The 19,866-nt window shown below is 58.0% G+C and carries 18 protein-coding genes; 8 read left to right on the forward strand and 10 right to left on the reverse strand.

Going from position 1 to position 19,866, the window contains the following annotated elements; translation table 11 throughout:
- Positions 1 to 31: 31 nt before the first annotated feature.
- Entirely contained in the window at positions 32 to 814 is a 783-nt protein-coding gene (locus ACQZ45_RS16290) for an SDR family oxidoreductase (protein ID WP_003516784.1), read from the reverse strand.
- Positions 815 to 929: 115 nt separating this feature from the next.
- Positions 930 to 1,793: a MurR/RpiR family transcriptional regulator gene (locus ACQZ45_RS16295; protein ID WP_003516783.1), complete on the reverse strand. Its 864-nt coding sequence runs from the start codon at positions 1,791 to 1,793 to the stop codon at positions 930 to 932.
- 243 nt (positions 1,794 to 2,036) lie between these two features.
- Between ACQZ45_RS16295 and ACQZ45_RS16300 the strand changes: the two genes are divergently transcribed.
- Positions 2,037 to 2,522, forward strand: a complete 486-nt coding sequence (locus ACQZ45_RS16300; protein ID WP_013636865.1) for a hypothetical protein — start codon at positions 2,037 to 2,039, stop codon at positions 2,520 to 2,522.
- Positions 2,523 to 2,668: 146 nt separating this feature from the next.
- Here ACQZ45_RS16300 and ACQZ45_RS16305 read toward each other — a convergent pair whose 3' ends face one another.
- The 5 genes from ACQZ45_RS16305 to ACQZ45_RS16325 all read right to left on the reverse strand — a co-directional run bounded on the left by ACQZ45_RS16305 (position 2,669) and on the right by ACQZ45_RS16325 (position 8,172).
- On the reverse strand, positions 2,669 to 3,781 hold the full coding sequence (locus ACQZ45_RS16305) for an ABC transporter ATP-binding protein (RefSeq protein ID WP_003516776.1): 1,113 nt from the start codon (positions 3,779 to 3,781) through the stop codon (positions 2,669 to 2,671).
- Between the two features lie 185 nt (positions 3,782 to 3,966).
- Positions 3,967 to 5,199 carry an extracellular solute-binding protein gene (locus tag ACQZ45_RS16310; protein WP_003516773.1) on the reverse strand — a complete coding sequence of 411 codons (1,233 nt, stop codon included), beginning with the start codon at positions 5,197 to 5,199 and terminating at the stop codon, positions 3,967 to 3,969.
- Between the two features lie 40 nt (positions 5,200 to 5,239).
- On the reverse strand, positions 5,240 to 6,097 hold the full coding sequence (locus ACQZ45_RS16315; RefSeq protein ID WP_003516772.1) for a carbohydrate ABC transporter permease: 858 nt from the start codon (positions 6,095 to 6,097) through the stop codon (positions 5,240 to 5,242).
- The gene (locus ACQZ45_RS16320; RefSeq protein WP_003516771.1) at positions 6,094 to 6,978 is read right to left on the reverse strand and encodes a carbohydrate ABC transporter permease; all 885 of its coding nucleotides are present in this window, start codon (positions 6,976 to 6,978) and stop codon (positions 6,094 to 6,096) included. Before ACQZ45_RS16320 ends, ACQZ45_RS16315 begins: the two co-directional genes overlap by 4 nt.
- A gap of 12 nt (positions 6,979 to 6,990) precedes the next feature.
- Entirely contained in the window at positions 6,991 to 8,172 is a 1,182-nt protein-coding gene (locus ACQZ45_RS16325) for a Gfo/Idh/MocA family protein (protein ID WP_003516769.1), read from the reverse strand.
- Between the two features lie 439 nt (positions 8,173 to 8,611).
- Here ACQZ45_RS16325 and ACQZ45_RS16330 point away from each other — a divergent pair, with 439 nt between their 5' ends.
- Genes ACQZ45_RS16330 through ACQZ45_RS16345 form a run of 4 tightly spaced genes read left to right on the forward strand, consistent with a single transcriptional unit; the run spans position 8,612 to position 12,509 of the window.
- Entirely contained in the window at positions 8,612 to 9,367 is a 756-nt protein-coding gene (locus ACQZ45_RS16330) for a GntR family transcriptional regulator (protein ID WP_013636867.1), read from the forward strand.
- 26 nt (positions 9,368 to 9,393) lie between these two features.
- Positions 9,394 to 10,416, forward strand: coding sequence for an SIS domain-containing protein (locus tag ACQZ45_RS16335; protein WP_113291859.1), 1,023 nt, complete (start codon positions 9,394 to 9,396; stop codon positions 10,414 to 10,416).
- Positions 10,413 to 11,579 carry an N-acetylglucosamine-6-phosphate deacetylase gene (nagA, locus tag ACQZ45_RS16340; protein WP_065659919.1) on the forward strand — a complete coding sequence of 389 codons (1,167 nt, stop codon included), beginning with the start codon at positions 10,413 to 10,415 and terminating at the stop codon, positions 11,577 to 11,579. Before ACQZ45_RS16335 ends, nagA begins: the two co-directional genes overlap by 4 nt.
- 3 nt (positions 11,580 to 11,582) lie before the next feature.
- Positions 11,583 to 12,509, forward strand: a complete 927-nt coding sequence (locus ACQZ45_RS16345; protein ID WP_113291858.1) for an ROK family protein — start codon at positions 11,583 to 11,585, stop codon at positions 12,507 to 12,509.
- 6 nt (positions 12,510 to 12,515) lie between these two features.
- Here the strand turns inward: ACQZ45_RS16345 and ACQZ45_RS16350 are convergent, their stop codons facing one another.
- The gene (locus ACQZ45_RS16350) at positions 12,516 to 13,772 is read right to left on the reverse strand and encodes an FAD-dependent oxidoreductase (RefSeq protein WP_038492321.1); all 1,257 of its coding nucleotides are present in this window, start codon (positions 13,770 to 13,772) and stop codon (positions 12,516 to 12,518) included.
- A 27-nt stretch (positions 13,773 to 13,799) separates the two neighbouring features.
- The gene (locus tag ACQZ45_RS16355) at positions 13,800 to 14,501 is read right to left on the reverse strand and encodes a phosphatase PAP2 family protein (protein WP_065662999.1); all 702 of its coding nucleotides are present in this window, start codon (positions 14,499 to 14,501) and stop codon (positions 13,800 to 13,802) included.
- A 163-nt stretch (positions 14,502 to 14,664) separates the two neighbouring features.
- On the opposite strand from ACQZ45_RS16355, the gene dxr reads away from it, so the two are divergent.
- Complete coding sequence (gene dxr / locus ACQZ45_RS16360; protein WP_112153241.1) at positions 14,665 to 15,858, forward strand: 1-deoxy-D-xylulose-5-phosphate reductoisomerase; 1,194 nt, start codon at positions 14,665 to 14,667, stop codon at positions 15,856 to 15,858.
- 35 nt (positions 15,859 to 15,893) lie between these two features.
- Here the strand turns inward: dxr and hemA are convergent, their stop codons facing one another.
- Positions 15,894 to 17,111, reverse strand: a complete 1,218-nt coding sequence (hemA, locus tag ACQZ45_RS16365) for a 5-aminolevulinate synthase (RefSeq protein ID WP_019566067.1) — start codon at positions 17,109 to 17,111, stop codon at positions 15,894 to 15,896.
- Between the two features lie 371 nt (positions 17,112 to 17,482).
- Between hemA and ACQZ45_RS16370 the strand changes: the two genes are divergently transcribed.
- Both ACQZ45_RS16370 and ACQZ45_RS16375 read left to right on the forward strand, forming a co-directional pair.
- Positions 17,483 to 17,734, forward strand: a complete 252-nt coding sequence (locus ACQZ45_RS16370; protein WP_003492347.1) for a YMGG-like glycine zipper-containing protein — start codon at positions 17,483 to 17,485, stop codon at positions 17,732 to 17,734.
- Positions 17,735 to 17,909: 175 nt separating this feature from the next.
- Positions 17,910 to 19,835, forward strand: a complete 1,926-nt coding sequence (locus ACQZ45_RS16375; RefSeq protein ID WP_019566066.1) for an autotransporter assembly complex protein TamA — start codon at positions 17,910 to 17,912, stop codon at positions 19,833 to 19,835.
- Positions 19,836 to 19,866 lie beyond the last annotated feature (31 nt).

Consider the following 19,866-nt stretch of genomic DNA (forward strand, 5'->3'; position numbering starts at 1 on the left):
TTATTGTGCTTCAAGCCCGAGAGGACTTCGGTCAGTAGTGTTCGGATTGTGAGAAAGTGCGGGCGAGCGGCGCCTGCCCTGCCGTCAGGCCGCAATCCACCGGCAGGCACACGCCGCTGATGGCCGCTGCCTGTGGCCCTGCTAGAAAAGCGACTGCGTTGGCGACATCCTCAGGCCTCACGATGCGCTGCAACGGATACCAGTGCTTCGCTTCCTCGAAGACCTGAGGATTGACTGCCGCCCGCGCTTCCCAAGCCTGCGTGCGCACGGTTCCTGGAGCAACAGCATTGGAACGGATGCCGAATTTTCCGTATTCGACAGCGATCAGCTTCGTCAGATGGATCAAGCCTGCCTTTGCCGCGCTATAGGCGGGATGGCCGAACACAGCCATGCCGTTGACGGAGGTGATATTGATGACAGACCCTTGCGTGCGCTTAAGCGCGTCCTCGAAAGCCCTGAAGCAGAGAAACGGTGCTTCCAAGTTAAGGGCATTGTCCTTGCGCCATATCTCTGCGGTCGTGTCGTGCAGGCTGACGGCCCTTGCAGCACCGGCATTGTTGACGAGGGTCGCGACATCACCCAGCTCCGCAACCTCCAAGGCCAGCCTTGCAAGATCCTGCGGATCGGTGACGTCGCAGGTTTTCGAAACGAAGGCGGAACCGGAAAGCAGGGAAAGCGCATTGGAAAGGGCGTCGGGATCGATATCGACCAACACCACCTTCGCGTGGCTTTCAGAAAGCGCCGCGGCAATTGCCCGGCCGATGTCGCCCGCCGCGCCCGTTACGACGGCGACCTGGTCTTTCCTGTCCTGCATGTCATGCTACTCCTTCGAGGCTTTCCAGAGCGGGTTTTGAGGTCAAGCCGCTCTACATCTTTGTTTTTATGCATTTTCCGGGCGTGAAACCGCTACGCGGCTCACTGGAAATGCTCTAGTCACCCAGCAATTGCCGGTCGTCCGGATCACGATGCTCCACAAGCTGCTGCTTGATGTGCCGCAGGGTCACCATCGACCGCTGCCGGTGGTGATAGGCAGCTAGCGTCGCCAGAACATCAACCGCCGCCAGATAGGCATAACGCGATGATGTTGGGCGGAAGATATTGTTTCCCTCAGGCACGTTGACGGCCACCACCATATCGGCGGCCAAGGCGACGGGCGTATCGCTCTGGGTCAGCGCGATGGTGGTGACCCCCATTTCCCGCGCCAGCCTGAAGCACTTCACCAATTCCATGTTGCGGCCGGAAAAGGAGGATCCGATGATGACGTCTTCCTTCCGCGCAGCGGCAGTCATCATCAATTGCATGCTGTGATCGGCGCTGGTCGAAACGCGCAGGCCAAGGCGAAACAGCCGGTTCTGAATTTCCGAGGCGATCATCGAGGAATTACCACCGGCTCCAAACGCGTAGATCATGCCGCTATTGGCAATCCGGACGGCCGCTTCGTCGGCCAGGGCGGGATCGAGCGTCTTGTGCAGCAGGAAAAGCGCCTCCTGCGCCTTGGCAAGCACTTCCTCGGCGACGTCCGACGGGCCCGTGCTTGTCGGTTCCGAGGTGAGGTAGCGGATGCCGACATAAGCGGTCTTGGCAAGGCTGACCTTGAAATCCGAAAAGCTCTGGCAACCAAGACGGCGGCAGAACCGCGTCACAGTTGGCGGGGAAACCTCGGCGCGGGCGGCAAGCTCGATGATCGATGCATTGACCGCAAACTCGAAGTCCGAAACCAGGATATCGGCGATCCGCCGCTCCGATTGCGAGAACTGTCCCCTGTCGTCTTGAATCTTTGCGAAAATATCCATGCTCACCGGTCTCCGTTCCGCCAAAACTTAAGGCTTGGCCCCGTTTCCGATGCACCCTAATCCGAGACGCCCGTCAACCGTACACACCCATGAATCGACCATGTTTCGCCCCGTTGACGACACGCCGGACACCTTTGATTTGAAAATTATTTTCTCTGTTGATTGCGAGATGAGCATATGCCAACAATCTTCGCCAGAGAAATATCCAAATCTTGAAAATAATTTCAACAACGGACCTGAATCATGCGCGACCCATTCAAAAACCCTTTTCCCGAAACAGACGTCGCCCGCCACTCCATCTGGGACATGCTGGTAACGCGGGATATCGACGCCTTCCTCACTGCCGACTGGTCGAAAGTCGCGGATGATTTCGTAAAGGACGGCTTTCTCGGCATCAACGCCAACCGGGATGCAAACCCGGACAACTGGCGCCTGTCCTTCCCCTCGCTTGACGCCTATCGCGACGAATGGCTGCGACAGGCGCAGGATTTCCAGACCCAGCAATTCGCTGAAGACCCGCGCAACGCGATCTTCACCACCACCACGCTGGAAGAAATCGAAGTGGAAGGTGAGACCGCGCTGGTTCGCAAGAAGTTCGACGGCGGGCTTCGCAAGGCCGACGGCAGCTTCGACGTCATGAAATGGCAGACGCTCTATTATTGCCGACTGCATGAGGGCCGCTGGAAAATCAGCGGTTTCACCGGATACATGCCCAATCCCATGCCGTGATCCAGCGGACCTGCCAGACCGATTTGAACGCCGGGCCGAAAGCCCGGCGTTGCTTTTTCGTCTGGAGGACGAAGGCCGCTCAAAAACGATAGCGTCGCAGAAAACCGGGCATGGCGAGACAGATTTCATGGCCCGGTTCCCGCCCTTTATTGTATCAGTTTGAGGACAGAAAGATCGACACGCCGTTCGAGCGATGTGCCGCTTTCATCAAACAGATGGCAATCCGACGCCTTGATACCGGTGACGATGGTTTCATCGACGACAACAGGCGCAGAACCGGAAAGAAGCGCGCAATAATTTTCACCCGTGGGCGCGACGCCATAAGCGATCGTATTCACACCCAGCCGCTCGATAACGCTGGGCGCGACCTTGATATTCAGGTCGGCCGTTTCGAGACCGGTGTGTTCCGGGCGAATGCCGAGCGTCAGTTGCGTGCCTTCAAGACCGGCGCGCGGCTCCACCGGCACGGTGATTGTCTGGCCCTCATACTCCACGGTCACACCATCGGCGCTGACGGATTTGCAGGTGACCTTCAGGAAATTCATTTTCGGATTGCCGATGAAACCGGCGACGAACAGGTTTGCGGGCTTGTGGTAAAGTTCCAGCGGCGCGCCGACCTGGGAGATTTCGCCCGCATTCAGCACCACGATGCGGTCGGCCATGGTCATGGCTTCCACTTGGTCATGCGTCACGTAGATCATCGTCGCCTTCAGCGTCCGATGCAGATTGGTGAGCTCGATACGCATGTCGGCGCGAAGTGCGGCGTCAAGGTTGGAAAGCGGCTCGTCGAACAGGAATATCTTCGGCTCGCGAACGATGGCGCGACCGATCGCTACACGCTGGCGCTGGCCGCCGGACAACATGCCGGGACGCTGCTGCAGGCGCTGGTCGAGTTGCAGGATCTTCGCGACGGCCTCGACCTTTTCCTTGATCTTGCCCTCTTCCATCTTTTCGACGCGGAGGGGAAAAGCGATGTTTTCAAAAACCGTCATATGCGGATAGAGCGCATAGGACTGGAACACCATGGCGATGCCGCGTCTAACCGGCGGCAAGTCATTGACCTTCACGCCGTTGATGACGATGTCGCCGGCGGAAATATCCTCAAGGCCGGCGATCATGCGCAGCAATGTGGATTTGCCGCATCCCGAGGGACCGACAAAAACGACGAACTCGCCATCCCTGATGTCGAGCTGAACGCCCTTGATGACTTCGAAATGTCCATAGTTCTTGCGGACGTTGTTGAGATAAAGCTGACCCAAAACTTGCCTCTCCCGTCACCAGCCGACATCAGGCTGCGTTCAGAGACGTTCCGCGACACGGAAAAATCGCGCCTTATCGGAACCGTTAAAACACACGAGAAGCTCCTGCCGTCATAGCGGCGGGTATTCTCGCAACGAATTATGAGGTTGCGGGCGACCTGCGCCCGCAACCGTATAAATGTGGATTACTTGTACTGCTCGAGAGCGGCAGAGGCCTTCTTTGCGGCATCTTCCGGTGTCGCCTTGCCGGTAACGACAGACTGCACCATCTCAATCATCGTGTCCTGGAAGCCCTTGTAGTCAGTGAAGAGCGGCTCGGGACCGCCATAGGCGATACCGTCGATCAGCGGCTTCCAGAAGGGGTCCTTGGCGATGAACTCATCAACCTTCGGCGACGGACGAAGCGGGGTCAGGCCAGCGCCGCCCTGCAGTTCGTATTCGCCCTGCGGGCCGGGAGAGGTGATGAACTTGGCGAATTCGGTCGCCTTTTCTTCGACACCGGTTCCCTTGAAGATTGCGAGGCTGTCGGTGATGAGCAGCGTGCCGGGACCCTTGGCTTCAGGGCCGAGCGGCAGGGTTGCGATACCCCAGTTGATCTTGGTTTCCTGCAGGCGGGTTGCAGCACCCGATCCCGCCTGGATCATGCCAACCTTGCCATCGAGGAAGATGGCGCGGATTTCGTTCTGCTCGTAGGCCGTCGGACCCTCGACGGAGTAAGGCGTGATGTCCTTGTAGGCCTTCAGAGCTGCAAGAACCTGCGGGCTGTCGACGGTGATCTTGTCGCCGTCGATGACCTTGCCGTTATTGGTGTAAACCCAGTGCATGAACTGGTGCATGGTGTTGTCGAAGGTCTTGGCGGGCAGACCATAACCGGCGACGCCGGTCTTTTCCTTGATCTGCTTGGCAAAGGCGATCTCTTCAGCCCAGGTCTTCGGCGGCACTTCCGGATCGAGACCGGCCTGCTTGAAGAGGTCCTTGTTCCAATAGAGCGCCTTGGTCGAGAAGGCGACGGGCACGCCCCACTGCGTATCCTCGAAGGTAACCGTGTCGACGATGTTAGGATAATAGGTCTTCTTTTCGTCTTCGGTCATCGGCACCGGAACGATGAGGTCGTTCTGTGCGAACTGCTTCAGCGTGCGCGAACCGACATAGGCCATGGCGACCGGAGTGCCGGCGGCTGCGAGCGTGGTTGCCTTGTCCTGGCACTGCGCCCAGCCGACGACTTCAGGAACGACCTTCCAGCCGGCATTCTTGCCTTCCCATTCCTTGATGTATTTTTCATGGATGGGGTCCATCTTGTCGCCGCAATAGATCCAGCTGATCTCCTTGTCGGCGGCGTGTGCCGCCACCGTGCCAAGGGCAGTGGAACCGGCAAATGCGAAGGCGCAAAGCGCCAATCCGTAATGTTTCAGTGCCATAGATAGTCTCCCGTTTTCTGGTGGTCGTTCCTATTGTTGATTATTTCACCGCGCCGGCGGTAAGCCCGCTGACGAGATAGCGTTGCATGAAGAAGATGACGACCATGGCCGGCGCAATGCCGACGAAGCTGGCCGCCATCAACTCATTCCAGACGACTTCCTGACGACCGAAATAGGCAAACAGGCCGATGGGCAGCGGCATATATTCGGTCTTGGAATTGAAAGTGAGCGCGAAGATGAACTGCTGCGCATAAGCACCGATGAAGGTGGTGATGGACACGACGGCGATGCCAGGCATCGCAAGCGGCAGGATCACCCGGCGGAAGGTATAGAAATAGCTCGCGCCGTCCACATAGGCCGCCTCTTCCAGTTCGCGCGGAATACGCAGCATGTAGGTTCGCAAAAGCCAGATGGCAGTGGGGATCAAAAAGGCGGCGCCGGGAATGATCATCGCCAGATAGGTGTTCAGCACGCCCATATTGCGCATCAGCCGGTAAAGCGGGATCAGAAGCACAGCACCGGAGAACATGTTGATCGCCAGAAACGCGCCGAGCAATTGCCCGCGACCGCGAAACTGGAACCGCGCGAAAGCATAGGACGCCGGCACCACCAGAAGCAGAACGATGATCGTCGATATCGTCGAGATGAAGAAGGAGTTGAAGACGTAGCGGGCAAAGCCGGGAACGCTGACCCACATGGTCCGGTAAGCTTCGAAGGAGCCGTTTTCTGGCCAAAACTTATACGGTGACGAAAAAAGCAGGCTGAGCGGTTTCAGTGAAACTAGAAACCCTTCGACAAACGGCGCCAGCACGAAGGTCAGGAATACGGCGATGCCGCAATAAATCCCGACGATCTCATACCATCTGTAACGGTTGATCATCGCATTTTTGTCGGTCATCGGCTGGTCTCCTGCGAGATACGGCTGGTGATGCGGAAGTAGAAGTAGGTGAATATGGACAGGAAGATGCAGATCAGCACTGCACGCGCTGCGCCCTCACCGTATTTGTAGGAACCGATCGCCGTCTTGTAGGTGTCGATGATCATGGTCGTCGTCTGGCCCGTCGGTCCGCCCTGTGTCAGGATCCAGATGATGTCGAAGGAATTGAAGGTCGAAATCAGCGAGATCATCGACATGGTAATCATGGCCGGCAGCATCAGCGGCAACGTGATGCGGCGGAAGCGGTAGGTGCGGCTGGCGCCGTCGGTCCAGGCTGCCTCGTAAAGATCCTGCGGAATGGCCTGAATTGCCGCTAGCAGATAAAGCGTCACCATCGGCACGCCGATCCATACGTCGGTGATGATGGTCGCCCAGAAAGCCGTGCTGCCATAGGCGAGGAAGGCGACTGGACCGTCCACCAGGCCAAGATTCTGTAGAACACCGGAAATCATGCCGAACTGGCCGTTATACATCCAGCCCCACATGAAGATGCCGATAGCCATCGGCACGATCCATGGCGGCATCGTCAGGATGCGAAACAGGGCCCGACCGGGAACGGCCGAATTCAGCAACACCGCACCGAAAGTGCCGATGATCATCTTTATCGAGACGGAAAAGAACGTCCAGATAAAGGTCCGCGTGATGACCCCGGCGAAAGTCTCGTTGAAGATCTTCTCGTAATTGATGAAACCCACCCAGTTCGTCGTCTTTTTCAACGACGCGTCCGTGAAGGACAGGATGAAGGTATCGACGAGCGGATAAGCAACAATAACAGTGATGTATAAAAGCGCCGGCAAAAGAAGAAGCCAGGCAAAGATAACCGCGCTGCGTTTCGCATCCATCGCAGCGCCCCCTTAAGCCGATTTCACGGCGGGCGACTTCAACTGCCCGTGGAGTGCCAGATCATATTCCTCCCACACCGGCTTGAGATCGACCACCTTGCGGCCATGGCGCGCCTCGTCCATGGCGAGCGCCAGAATACCGGCCTCGATCGCGTCGAGCGCGGAAACCGGCAGGGGCGTCCCCTTGACGACATGGTTGATCACGTCCTCGGCCATCTGCTCATCCGCGCCATAATGCTGGGAGAGCACGGTTGCCGCCGAATAGGTCTTGGCAACGGTCTTTTCGTTGGTGCGGGCATTGTGCACGTTCAGGAAGCCGCGCACGAAATCGCCCTCGGCCATGCCCTTGGCGCCGATGACACAGAAACGGCGGAAATCGTCGGGAACGTTCAGATTGGTATGGAAGGCGAGCGATGCGCCATTTTCATATTCGACGATCGCGGTCTGGTAGTCGATGATATCGCCGTCGCTGTCGAAAACCTTGTCGGAACCCATCCAGCCGCTCGGCTTGCGATGGTAGACTTCCATGTCGTTGATGCCGTCATTTTGCGGAGCATTTGCAGGCGTGAAGCTCTTGCGCCCGCCAAAGCTCGACACGAAACGCGGCCGGGCACCCACCACGCCATTATAGAGATCGAGGTCGTGGCAGCATTTTTCCAGCATGAAGGAGCCGGAATAGTTCTCGTAACGCCGCCAGTCGCGCATGAAGAACGCGCCATGATAGGGCGGGATATGTTCCGAAGCCTCGATGGATACGACGTCACCCAGCTTGCCTTCGGCCTGCGCGGCGCGCAGATCGCGGTAAAGCGGCGAGTAACGCAGGACCAGACCGACCAGCAGCCGCTCATGTCCATGCTTGTTGAGCAACCGGGCGAGTTCGAGGCTTTCCTCGATGCTGACGACGATGGGTTTTTCCGAGAAGATGGTGCAACCGGCTTCAAGCCCGATGCGGATATGCTCCAGATGCATATGGTTCGGTGAGCCGATCATCAAAAGGTCGAATGTCTCGCCGGCAATCAGCGCCTCGGGGCTGTCATAGGCCTTGCCAGCCGAAATGCCCTTTTCCTCAAGACCCGGCAGACCGGCCGGGGCAGGATCGACATAACCGACGATCTCGAAATCCTTGTCGATCTCGTGAAAAACGTAGCCCAGATAACCGAGACGGAATCCGAGTCCGATAATTCCCACCTTCATGAACTTTGTTCCCTGTTCACTCGTAATTCATTTTCGCAGAGGCAACCATTTCTGTGCTGGTTATTCTGATATCTGCGATAATTTTCCGCCACGATGAAATTAATTTTCATAACGGTCAAGTTAAATTCGATCTCGCAAATCCTAGTGAGGACCGGAGACCGATTTCCCCAGCGGAGACAGGCGCAAGATAGAGCGCCGTCAGCCACTGATACAAAAACAATACCAAAAAAATGCCAATCGTCTATAGCAATTCCAATTGCCGGAAATTTTTTTTGGTTAATGCGGAAATTTCAAGCAACAGGCCACATTATTCAGCAAATGATCGAAAAAACCACCGATTAATCGTACAAATCCACTAATGGTTCTATTTTGGTATTGCCGATTGTGACGCATATGGTATAGCCGGAATTCGCCACATCGATTGTGACAGAGGTTATGGATGAACGGGGCAGTGCTTAATCTGGACGACCTGCAATCGGGAGGCGGCGGCCCGCTTTACCTGAAACTGCGTCAGACGATTGAAGACGCCATCAATGGCGGCCGCCTCAAACATGGCGATGCCCTGCCGCCCGAGCGCGACATTGCCGAAAGCGCCTGCGTCAGCCGCGTCACGGTGCGCAAGGCTGTGGACGATCTCGTTCGCGACGGACTTCTCGTGCGCAGGCATGGGTCGGGCACCTTTGTCGTCAAACCCATCACCCGTATGCAGCAGCCGTTGACCAAGCTTACCTCGTTTACAGAGGATATGCGCCGCCGGGGAATGGTGGCGAGCACGCGCTGGCTTGAAAGAGGCCTGTTTTATCCGACCGGTGACGAAATGATGGCTCTCGGCCTTTCCCAATCCGCCATGGTTGCCCGGTTGACGCGACTGCGCCTTGCCAACGACCAGCCGATCGCGCTCGAAGTCACGAGCCTGCCGGGCGATATTCTGCCGGACCCACAGCTGGTGGAAAACTCGCTTTATCAGGAGCTTGCGAAAAGCGATATTCGCCCCGTCCGCGCCATCCAGCGCATCTCTGCGCGCAACCTTACGGATGAGGAAACGATGCTGCTTGGAGTTCCCCCCGGGTCTGCTGCACTTTCCGTCCAGCGCATGGCCTATCTCGAAAGCGGCCGCCTCATGGAAATATCGCGCGCCCTTTATCGCAGCGACGCCTACGATCTCGTCGCCGAACTGACGATGACCTCCGACTGAAACACATCGACCAAGGACAGAAAACGATGACAACCCTGATGCGCCAGGAAATCAACGAGATTCCCGATGCCGTCGCCCGTCTGCTGGACAATACCAGTGCCGACTTCCGGCAGGCCGGAGACAAGCTGAAAGCCCGTGACCCGGCCGTTATCGTCACCATTGCCCGCGGATCGTCCGATCACGCCGCGCATTTCCTGAAATACGCGATCGAGTTACAGACGGGGCTTCCAGTCGCCTCTCTCGGCCCTTCGCTCGCATCGATCTACCAGACGAAACTGCGGCTGGAACGGGCGGCAGCCTTCGCCGTATCGCAATCGGGCAAAAGCCCTGACATCGTCGCTTTGGCGGAAAGTGCCCGCAAGGGCGGAGCGCTTACCTTCTCCCTCGTGAACACCCTGCCTTCCCCCCTTGGAGACGCAGCCAATCACGCCATCGACATCCAGGCGGGACCGGAAAAGGCAGTTGCCGCAACCAAGTCCTTCGTCAACTCCATTGTCGCCGGTCTGGCCATCCTTGCCGAATGGACGGAAGACAGCCTGCTCGCGAAGGCCGTCAGCACCCTGCCGCAGAATTTCGCCAAGGCGATCGGACTTGACTGGAGCCATATTGGCGAGGCTGTGAAGGGTGAGGATTCACTTTATATGCTGGGCCGCGGCCCCGCCCTTGCGATTGCCGCGGAAGCCGCGCTGAAATGCAAGGAAACCTGCGAGCTGCACGCGGAAGCCTATTCGTCGGCAGAAGTCATGCACGGCCCGGTTTCGCTGGTCGCACCGAAATTTCCGGTAATCGCCTTTGCCGCGCGCGACCGCGCCGAGACCTCCGTTACGGATATTGCCGCAAGCCTTGCCCATAAAGGCGCCAATGTTTTCGTCACATCTGCCAAGGGTAGCCCGGCCAAGCCCTTGCCATTTGTGGAAACCAACCATCCCCTGACCGATGCATTGCTGCTTATCGCGCCGTTTTACGGCTTCATCGAGCAATTGTCGCGCGCAAGAGGCTTCAACCCGGATGCTCCCGTGGCATTGAAGAAGGTGACTGAAACCCAATGAGCGGCATAAAGGCATTTGTCGGCGCCCGCATTTTCGATGGCGCCGAATGGCATGATGACAAGGTGCTCCTGATCCGCGAAGGGCGCGTTGCCGCTGTCCTGGACAGCGTGCCTGCCGACGCCGAAGTGATCGATACAGATGGACTATTGATCGCGCCGGGCTTCATCGACCTTCAGGTCAATGGCGGTGGCGGCGTCATGTTCAACAACCAGCCGGATGTGGCTGGCATTGCCCGCATCTGCTCCGCCCACGCCCAGTTCGGCACGACGGCTTTGATGGTGACGCTCATCACCGACCGGTCGGACGTGACTTTCAGGGCGGCGCAGGCGGGGATTGCCGCGGGCAAGGAGCATGTGGCCGGTTTCCTCGGCCTGCATTTCGAGGGGCCGCATCTTTCCGTCGCGCGCAAGGGCACGCATGATCCGGCGTTGATCCGCAAGATGGAGACAGACGACCTCGCGGTCCTGACCGGCTGCAGGGCGGAACTCCCCTTCGTGCTGACAACCATTGCCCCGGAAAATGTTACTGTCGAGCAGGTTGCAGCACTCAGCGACGCCGGCATCGTCGTCAGCCTCGGCCATACCGACACCGGTCTCGATGTTGCGACGGCCTATGCTGATGCAGGCGCTTCCATGGTGACGCATCTCTTCAATGCCATGAGCCCGCTTGGCCACCGCGAGCCGGGGCTGGTCGGGGCCGCACTTTCGAACGGCAAGTTGCATTGCGGGCTTATAGCCGACGGATTCCATGTCGATCCGGCCGCAATCGGCATTGCGCTGCGCGCCAAGAATGGCCCGGCCCGCATCTTCCTTGTCACCGACGCCATGTCCACCATCGGCACGGATGATGACGGTTTCGAACTGAACGGCCGGCGCGTCTATCGCAACGGTGGACGGCTAACATTGGCCGACGGCACGCTGGCGGGAGCGGATATAGACATGCTCTCCTGCATCCGCTTCATGCGTGAGAAGATGGAAATGCCGCTGGAAGAAGCTTTGCGAATGGCATCCGCCTATCCGGCGCAGGCAATCGGCGCCTCCGGCAAGGGAAAACTCCTGCCCGGTTTCGATGCTGATTTCGTGATGCTGACACCAGACCTCCAGATGCATTCAACATGGATTGGCGGAGAAAAAATCTACGATGCCACACGTTCCGGAGTCTGAACCATGATCGTTTGTTTCGATATCGGCGGAACGACCATCAAGGGCGCGATTGCCCATGCCCCGGACGATATTCGCCCCGTACCGCGTATACCAACGCCCAAAACCAGCTTCGAAGACTTCGCTGCCGGCTTGAAATCCGTCATCGACAACAGCGGCGGCACACCCGACTGCGTATCACTGTCGATCGCGGGCGTCATCGATCTTGATACGGGAAAGGCGACAGTCGCCAATATTCCCAGCATTCACCGCAGAACGTTAAAAGACGATCTGGAAAAAGCCCTGGACCTTCCCGTTATCGTTTCGAACGATGCGGATTGTTTCGTGATCGCCGAATCGGAAATCGGCTCCGGACAAGGACATCGCGTCGTCTTCGGCGTTATCCTTGGAACAGGTGTCGGCGGCGGGCTGGTGATTGACGGCAAGCTCATCAACAGCGACGGCGGCTTTGCCGGCGAATGGGGACATGGGCCAGTGGCCGCGACATTGGCCGGCAATCCACCGGTATCGCTGCCGCGATTCGAATGCGGTTGCGGCCTTACCGGCTGTGTCGACGCGATCGGCAGCGCGCGCGGCATGGAAAAGCTGCATCTGCATCTTCACGGGCAGGATATGACCAGTGAGGATATTATTGCCGCCTGGCAGGCAGGCGATGCGCAAGCCGCAAGAACCATCGATGTACTCATTGATATTCTCGCCTCGCCGCTGGCGATGGTGATCAATGTCACCGGCGCAACCATCGTGCCCGTCGGCGGCGGGCTTTCGAATTCAAGGGAACTCGTGACAGCTCTGGACGAAGCCGTCAGGGGCCGCATTCTCAGGCGCTTCGACAGGCCGCTCGTCGTGCCTGCCATTTGCCGGATCGAGCCGGGGCTGATTGGTTCCGCCGTTATCGGGCTGAAATATGCGAAGGAAATCGTGAACGCGGTTTAAGCCGCGTCACACCGTCTCGATCTTTTCCCGACGAAAGCCCAACCCCACCAGCCTGCCGGTCAGATGGGCAAAAAGTGGAAACCGCATGATCGCCCGCACGATGGCGGGTGGGCCTTTCGGCTTTTCCGCCGTTTCCGTCTGCTCTTTCTTGCGACCGACACGCATCATCCGCTGCAAGAATTGCGTGGCCTTGGTTGGAAAGGATCGCCGTTTCTCTATGGCGGCGAGGTCATCATCGGCAATGGTCCGGCCGGATGTGAATACCGGCACCAGAACATTGGCCGCAGCAACCGCATCCTGAATGGCAAGATTGATGCCGACACCGCCGACGGGCGACATGGCATGGGCCGCATCGCCGATGCAGATCAGGCCGGGCTTCCACCAGCGCTTCAACCGATCGATACGGACGGTGAGCAGATGCACGTCATCCCAGCTCGTAATTTCGTCGAGCCTCTCGCGCGGGAAAGGGCAGATTTCCGCAACCCGGTTCCTGAAGGCTTCAAGTCCCTCAATCTTCATGTCAGCGAAAAAGCCCTTGCGCACCACGTACCCGCATTGCCAGTAGTCACCGCGGTTGATCATCACGAAACCCTGCCGCGAACCCGCATGGCCCATGGTGTCGGCCGGATCACCCGGCTGTCTCGAAAGGCGCATCCAAAGCACCTCGGTCGGGATGCCGAAGTGCTGTACTTCAAGTCCCGCCGCCTCGCGGACGATGGAGTTGCGGCCATCCGCGCCCACCACCAGATCAGCGGCGATCTCGATTGGGCCTTCCGGCGTATTGACCATGAGGCCACCAACACGCCCGTCGCTCTCGATCAGGCCGGTTACCGGCGCATTCATCAGCAGCCGGAAATTCTCATATTGCCCGGCCTTGCCGACGATAAAATTGAGAAAATCCCATTGCGGCATGAAGGCAATGAAACGATGATGGACCGGCAGCCGCGAAAAATCTGCGATCGTGATACGCTCGCCGCCGATGACTGCGTTCAGCCGTGGCGCACGCGTATGCGGGAGGCTCAGGAACTCCTCGGCGAAACCCAGCTGCTCCATCAGTTCAAGCGTGGAGGGGTGAATGGTGTCGCCGCGAAAATCGCGCAGAAAATCTCCATGTTTCTCGACAACCGTTACGTCTATACCGCTGCGGGCAAGCAAAAGGCCAAGCATCAGGCCGGCCGGCCCGCCACCGGCCACGACAACGGACGTGCGGATGTGCTGAACGGCCCTGCCGTCATTCTTCGGCACGACTTTCGCTTCTTCCATCACCGCCCCCCTGTCCGTTAAACGTCTCTATCGTGCATCCGCCGGCGGCAGGTTTGCATTTTTCGGCTGTGGCCAACCATGTGCATCGAAACGGAAAAGCATTTCGGACCGGGCAAAGATAAAGGCGAAGGCCATGGCCGTCCACATGCCAAGCAACAGCCCGGCGGCCACATCGCTTGGATAATGCGCGCCGACGATGACGCGTGAAACACCAATGACAAGCGCAAGCAGCAGGAACGCCCAGCGGAAGCGCGGCATCAGCATGGCGAAAACACCGAAAAACGCTCCGGCAGCCGTCGAATGGCCTGACGGGAAGCTCTCATAAAGATTGTCACCGGTAAAAGGCGTGAGGCTATAGGCACCCATTTCCAGAAAAAGCTCCGGCCGCGCCCGCCCGATCAGGAATTTCAGCGTGTGGACCAATATGCTCGCCGTTCCGATCGTCAGGAAGAAGTAAGCGAGAAGCCGCCATGCCGTTCTCAGCCGCCCGGCGTAGGTCCGCGCCTGCAGGACCCGCGCGCCGACATAGGCGAGGATGGCAAGAGCGCCGGTGGAATAAAGCATCCAGCTGAAAGTACCGAAATCGGTAATGGAGCGATTGAAGGAAACTATCCTTCCCGGCAGGGCTTGAGCATGTTCCGAAAGGCGTGGGTCGAAAGGAATAAAGACCAGAACCAGCACAAGGCTTGCCGCAAAAATCCAACCGCTGGAAACCAGAAAACGTCGCATCAATATTCTCACATCGTTTTTCTTGCATATGGCTTTGCCATCCGCAAAAACAATAGCCCGGCTGTGTCCTTGTTATGATCGGTTTTCACGAGTAGAGGCTAGTGCATGTCGCCAGAAACTATGCATCGGTTTCGGGCAACCGGAAACGACCGACGGACGGAAGATGACAGATACCAGTGAAATGCCACGCAGGCTGACGATATTGGGTTCGACGGGTTCGATCGGTACGAACACACTGGATGTCGTCCGTCAGCTGGGTGGTCGCAGACAATTCGAGGTTTTGGCGCTCACCGGCGCCGGAAACATCGATCTTCTGGCGCAACAGGCGCGTGAATTCGGCGCGCAGCTTGCGGTAACCGCCGAGGATGGCAAATACGAAGCGCTGAAAGCGGCCCTTGCCGGCACCGGCATTGAAGTTGCGGCAGGCAAATCCGGCCTCGAAGAAGCGGCCTCGATGGAGGCCGGCTGGGTAATGGCAGCGATTGCCGGAACACCTGGTCTTGCCCCGACATTGACAGCCGCACGGCGCGGCGCAGACATAGCGCTTGCAAACAAGGAATGCCTCGTTTCCGCAGGCGATGTTTTCCTCCGCACGGTCAAACAGGGCGGCGGCAGGTTGATCCCGGTCGATAGCGAACATAGCGCGATCTTCCAGTGCCTGACGGGCGATCACAAACAGGCCGTGGAGCGCATCGTACTCACCGCATCCGGCGGACCGTTCCGCACATGGTCGCGTGAGCAGATGTCCAATGTCACGGCAGATATCGCCCGTGCCCATCCCAACTGGTCTATGGGGTTGAAGGTATCGATCGGCAGCGCCTCCATGTTCAATAAGGGCCTGGAAATGATCGAGGCGAAATATCTCTTCGATCTCAGGCCCGATCAGGTCGAAGTGATCGTCCATCCGCAGTCGATCATACATTCGATGGTGGGTTATACTGATGGCTCCTACATCGCCCAGCTCGGCTCGCCCGATATGCGCACCGCCATCTCCTATGCCCTCACCTATCCTGAGCGCGGCAATCTCAATGTCGAACGCCTGGATTTCGCCAAACTGGCGCGGCTCGATTTCGAAGCGCCTGATGAAACCCGGTTTCCAGCACTCCGACTGGCGCGCACGGCGCTGGAGCGCGGAGGCTTGCAGGGCGCGGCCCTGAATGCCGCCGAAGAAACCGCCTTTCACGCCTTCGTCGAAGGCGGCATCGGTTTTCTCGATATGGCCGAAATCGTCGAAACGGTCATGGACCGCATGCATGACGGCCGATCAGCCAACAGCATTGAAGACGTATTTTCGGCGGACGGGGAAGCCCGCAATCACGCGCGGGAACTGATCGCCAGCAAAGAAAAGGCCGCGTAAACGCGGCCAGATTTTCTCTTGTTTGAACTGCGGCCTTAAGCCACCGCCCGCGCCAGCGCACAATGCGACCAGAGCTGGTGCAACGCGCCGACCAACTGTTCGATGTCGGCATCGGTGTGCAGCGGTGTCGGCGTGATGCGCAGACGCTCGGTCTTGCGCGGCACGGTTGGATAATTGATCGGCTGGACATAGACGCCGTGATTGTCGAGCAGGATATCCGAAATCCATTTGCACTTGGCGGCATCGCCCACCATGACCGGTACGATATGGCTGGGATTGTCCATATGCGGAATGCCGCGTGCATCCAGAAGCCCCCGCAGCTTGCGCACCCTGTCCTGATGGCGGGCGCGCTCAAAGGGGCTTGCCTTCAAATGCTGGATCGAGGCGATTGCGCCGGCAGCGAGCGACGGCGGCAGGGCCGTCGTGAAGATGAAACCGGAGGCGAAAGAACGGATAAAATCACAGACCGCCGTGGACCCGGCAATATAACCGCCCATCACGCCGAAAGCCTTGCCGAGCGTTCCCTCGATGATCGTCAGGCGATCCATCAGGCCTTCGCGCTCGGCAATGCCGCCGCCGCGCGGTCCGTACATGCCAACGGCATGGACTTCGTCGAGATAGGTCATGGCGCCATAACGATCGGCAAGATCGCAGATTTCCTTGATCGGGGCGATATCGCCATCCATCGAATAGACGGATTCAAAGGCGATGAGCTTCGGCGCGCTTGGATCGGCTGCCTTGAGCTTCGCCTCGAGATCTTCGAGATCATTGTGTTTCCAGATCACCCGCTCGCAACGGCCGTAACGGATGCCTTCGATCATCGAGGCATGGTTGAGCGCATCGGAGAAAATGACGAGGCCCGGAATTTTCTGGCCAAGTGTGCCGAGTGTCGCCCAGTTGGAAACGTAACCCGACGTGAAGATCAGCGCCGATTCCTTGCCGTGCAGATCGGCAAGTTCCTGTTCCAGCAGGACGTGATGATGGTTGGTCCCAGAAATGTTGCGGGTGCCTCCCGCACCCGCGCCACAGTGATCGATGGCGGCTTTCATGGCTTCGATGACTTTGGGGTTCTGGCCCATGCCCAGATAATCGTTGGAACACCAGACGGTTACGTCCTTGCGCTCGCCATTGGCGTTGTACCGTGTCGCGCGGGGAAAATTCCCCTGCTGGCGTTCGATATCCGCAAAAACGCGATAGCGTCCCTCAGAATGCAGGCTCTGCAGTTCCGTCGTAAAAAATGCCTCGAAGTCCATGCCATGCTCCAGAATTGACCAGATCGTTTTCTGCCTCGACACCGGGACCGTCAACCCTTGCGAGCTGCTTTAACCACGTCTGCGTCAATTCGCCGTTGTTTTGAACCATTCCAATAAACCGTTTATAGACGCCGATGAAAAGTACAAAATTGATTCACATCAAAAAACCCGGAAATTTGGAACCTTTTTCAAACGGCGCCGTTGTTTGGGACGCAATCGATTTACGCGCGGAAGAACGCCTGAAAGAGGAGGCTTCCCTAAACGGTATCGAATTGTTAGTTATCTGTGGCGGTCGGAGGTAGCAGTCGCCGCAGATAAATATGGGACGCCTACCGAGCCGAAGAGCTCATTGTAACGTTGGAGAGAGTTTCATGAAAAAGGCAATCATATTTGCGCTGGTCGGCCTGTCGCTTGCAAGCTGCACGCAGACTGAAAAGGGTGCTTCGATCGGTGCCGTTTCCGGTGCGGTCCTGGGCGGCGCTATCACGGGCAACGTTCGTGGCGCGGCAGTGGGCGCGGCGATCGGTGGCGTTGGCGGCGCGTTGATCGGCAATGCATCCGAACCGGGCTATTGCTATTATCGCGACCAGTACGGTCAGCGTTACACGGCGCGTTGCCGTTAATAGCTGCACGAGATACCGTTGCACAGAAGCCCCGGTCATCCGGGGCTTTTTGCGTTAAGGCGGGCAAAACACAGTCCGAAGGGTCCTCAACGCCGTTTATTTATGATTAAACTGCACTGTTAACGGACAGGAAACGGGTCAGAGCCATAATAAATGCTCAACCATAAAGCAGCTTATGCGAAGAACACGGACTAACCCGAAGACAGGTATTGCGTATCGGAAAGCTGGCACCGCTCTTGCGGTTGCCGTTACGTTCGCCCTGTACCCGGCGTTTACTCGCGATGCTTTTGCTTTCAAGCTGTTCGGCGTGCGTCTCTGGGGTTCGGAAGAACCGGAGATCGAAGTTATAAATCCGGTCAAATATGCCGTGACGCTGAATGCTGCTGATGCAGACAAATCTCTCAAAGGCAGCCTGGAAAACAGCTCGCTTCTTCTGGCCGACAAGGACAAACCGGCCTCCGGCGATCTCGGCCTTCTGATCAAGGCGCGTGATGACAGGGACAGGCTGATCGCAGCGCTTTACGAAAACGCCCGATATGGCGGCATCGTCAAGGTCACGGTCGCCGGCAAGGATGTGGACGATCTGCCACCCAATCCGGTGTTCGATCACTCCGCTCCGGTGCCCGTTGTCATAACCGTCACCCCCGGCCCGGTCTTCACGCTCGGCAATATCAGGCTCGAGGGCGATGTGACGGGCCGCAACCTTGAAGAATACGGTCTCGTCACCGGCGGCGATGCCGGATCTCTGGCAATCATCCGCGCCGGCAACAAGCTGATCGATGATCTGAAAGCCGAAGGCCGCCCGCTTGCGAAGCTGACGAAACGCGAGGCCGTTGCAAACCACGCGACGAACACGGTCGATATTACCATGGCTGCCGAAGGTGGCCCCGTGGCACCCCTCGGCGCGGTTACCGTCACCGGCGAAAAAACCGTCGACGGCGACTTCATCCGCCGTTATTCGCGCCTCAATGGCGGCGAACCCTACTCGCCGGAAAAACTGCGCAAGGCCGCAGACCGGCTACGCCAGCTCGGCGTCTTTTCCAGCCTGACAATCAAGGAAGCAGGAACGCTGTCGCGCGATGGCTCCATTCCGCTCACCATCGAGGTGTCAGAGGGCAAGCACCGTTATTTCGGCGTCGGCGCACAATATTCCACCACGGAAGGCATTGGCCTCCAGGGGTATTGGGGCCACAGGAACCTGTTCGGGCAGGCGGAATCGCTGCGGATCGAGGGTTCGGTTTCACGCATCGCCGAAGCATCGAGCGTTGAAGGCATGGACTATTCGGCGGGCATCACCTTCACAAAGCCCGGCATGTTCAACCCGCGCACCACATTCAAGACCAGCCTGATCGCCAAGACCGAACATCCCGATACCTATGAGGCCAAGACCATAACTGGAGCCGCCGGTTTCAGTTATGAGCTGAACGACACCGATACCGCAGCCGCCGGTCTCGAGGTGCAGTGGGCAGATACCGAAGACGCATTCGGCAAGAACAAATATCTGACCACCTCCATACCGCTGGAATTCGTTCGCGATACGCGCGACGACAAGCTCAACCCCACTGAAGGCTTTCGTGCATCGGTGGCCGCCAAGCCCAGCTACGAAGCGCTGAACGGCACTTTCTTTTCCTCCTTTGAAGGCTCTATTTCGGGTTATAAGGGACTCGGCGCCGAAGATCGCTTGATCATGGCCGGAAAGCTTTCCGGCGGCGTGCTCGTCGGCGGCAGCAATCTGCAGGACATACCGACCACAAGGCGCTTTTATGCCGGCGGCGGTGGATCCGTCCGCGGCTATAGCTACCAGGAAATATCGCCCTATAATGCAGCCGGTGATGCAACTGGCGGCCGCTCTTACGTGGTTGGCTCCATCGAAGCCCGTATCAAGGTCACCGATACGATCGGAATCGTGCCCTTCATCGATGCGGGTGTGGTATCCGACAGCGTGACCCCTGATTTCTCCGATATCCGGGCTGGCGCCGGTATTGGTTTGCGTTACGCAACGCCCTTTGGGCCTTTGCGTCTTGATGTCGCCATGCCGCTTGAAAAATATGATGGTGGCAACAATTTCGGCATTTATGCTGGCATCGGCCAGTCTTTTTAAACGCCGCCATCGAACACCCTAGCAACAAAGT

Source organism: Agrobacterium sp. 16-2014-1-2a (assembly GCF_053522705.1).

Bases quoted from the DNA above. Each gene is read 5' to 3' on its own strand.
- ACQZ45_RS16290 (WP_003516784.1), bottom strand. From the start codon at position 814: ATGCAGGACAGGAAAGACCAGGTCGCCGTCGTAACGGGCGCGGCGGGC.
- ACQZ45_RS16295 (WP_003516783.1), bottom strand. From the start codon at position 1,793: ATGGATATTTTCGCAAAGATTCAAGACGACAGGGGACAGTTCTCGCAA.
- ACQZ45_RS16300 (WP_013636865.1), top strand. From the start codon at position 2,037: ATGCGCGACCCATTCAAAAACCCTTTTCCCGAAACAGACGTCGCCCGC.
- ACQZ45_RS16310 (WP_003516773.1), bottom strand. From the start codon at position 5,199: ATGGCACTGAAACATTACGGATTGGCGCTTTGCGCCTTCGCATTTGCC.
- ACQZ45_RS16315 (WP_003516772.1), bottom strand. From the start codon at position 6,097: ATGACCGACAAAAATGCGATGATCAACCGTTACAGATGGTATGAGATC.
- ACQZ45_RS16320 (WP_003516771.1), bottom strand. From the start codon at position 6,978: ATGGATGCGAAACGCAGCGCGGTTATCTTTGCCTGGCTTCTTCTTTTG.
- ACQZ45_RS16325 (WP_003516769.1), bottom strand. From the start codon at position 8,172: ATGAAGGTGGGAATTATCGGACTCGGATTCCGTCTCGGTTATCTGGGC.
- ACQZ45_RS16330 (WP_013636867.1), top strand. From the start codon at position 8,612: ATGAACGGGGCAGTGCTTAATCTGGACGACCTGCAATCGGGAGGCGGC.
- ACQZ45_RS16335 (WP_113291859.1), top strand. From the start codon at position 9,394: ATGACAACCCTGATGCGCCAGGAAATCAACGAGATTCCCGATGCCGTC.
- nagA (WP_065659919.1), top strand. From the start codon at position 10,413: ATGAGCGGCATAAAGGCATTTGTCGGCGCCCGCATTTTCGATGGCGCC.
- ACQZ45_RS16345 (WP_113291858.1), top strand. From the start codon at position 11,583: ATGATCGTTTGTTTCGATATCGGCGGAACGACCATCAAGGGCGCGATT.
- ACQZ45_RS16350 (WP_038492321.1), bottom strand. From the start codon at position 13,772: ATGGAAGAAGCGAAAGTCGTGCCGAAGAATGACGGCAGGGCCGTTCAG.
- ACQZ45_RS16355 (WP_065662999.1), bottom strand. From the start codon at position 14,501: ATGCGACGTTTTCTGGTTTCCAGCGGTTGGATTTTTGCGGCAAGCCTT.
- dxr (WP_112153241.1), top strand. From the start codon at position 14,665: ATGACAGATACCAGTGAAATGCCACGCAGGCTGACGATATTGGGTTCG.
- hemA (WP_019566067.1), bottom strand. From the start codon at position 17,111: ATGGACTTCGAGGCATTTTTTACGACGGAACTGCAGAGCCTGCATTCT.
- ACQZ45_RS16370 (WP_003492347.1), top strand. From the start codon at position 17,483: ATGAAAAAGGCAATCATATTTGCGCTGGTCGGCCTGTCGCTTGCAAGC.
- ACQZ45_RS16375 (WP_019566066.1), top strand. From the start codon at position 17,910: ATGCGAAGAACACGGACTAACCCGAAGACAGGTATTGCGTATCGGAAA.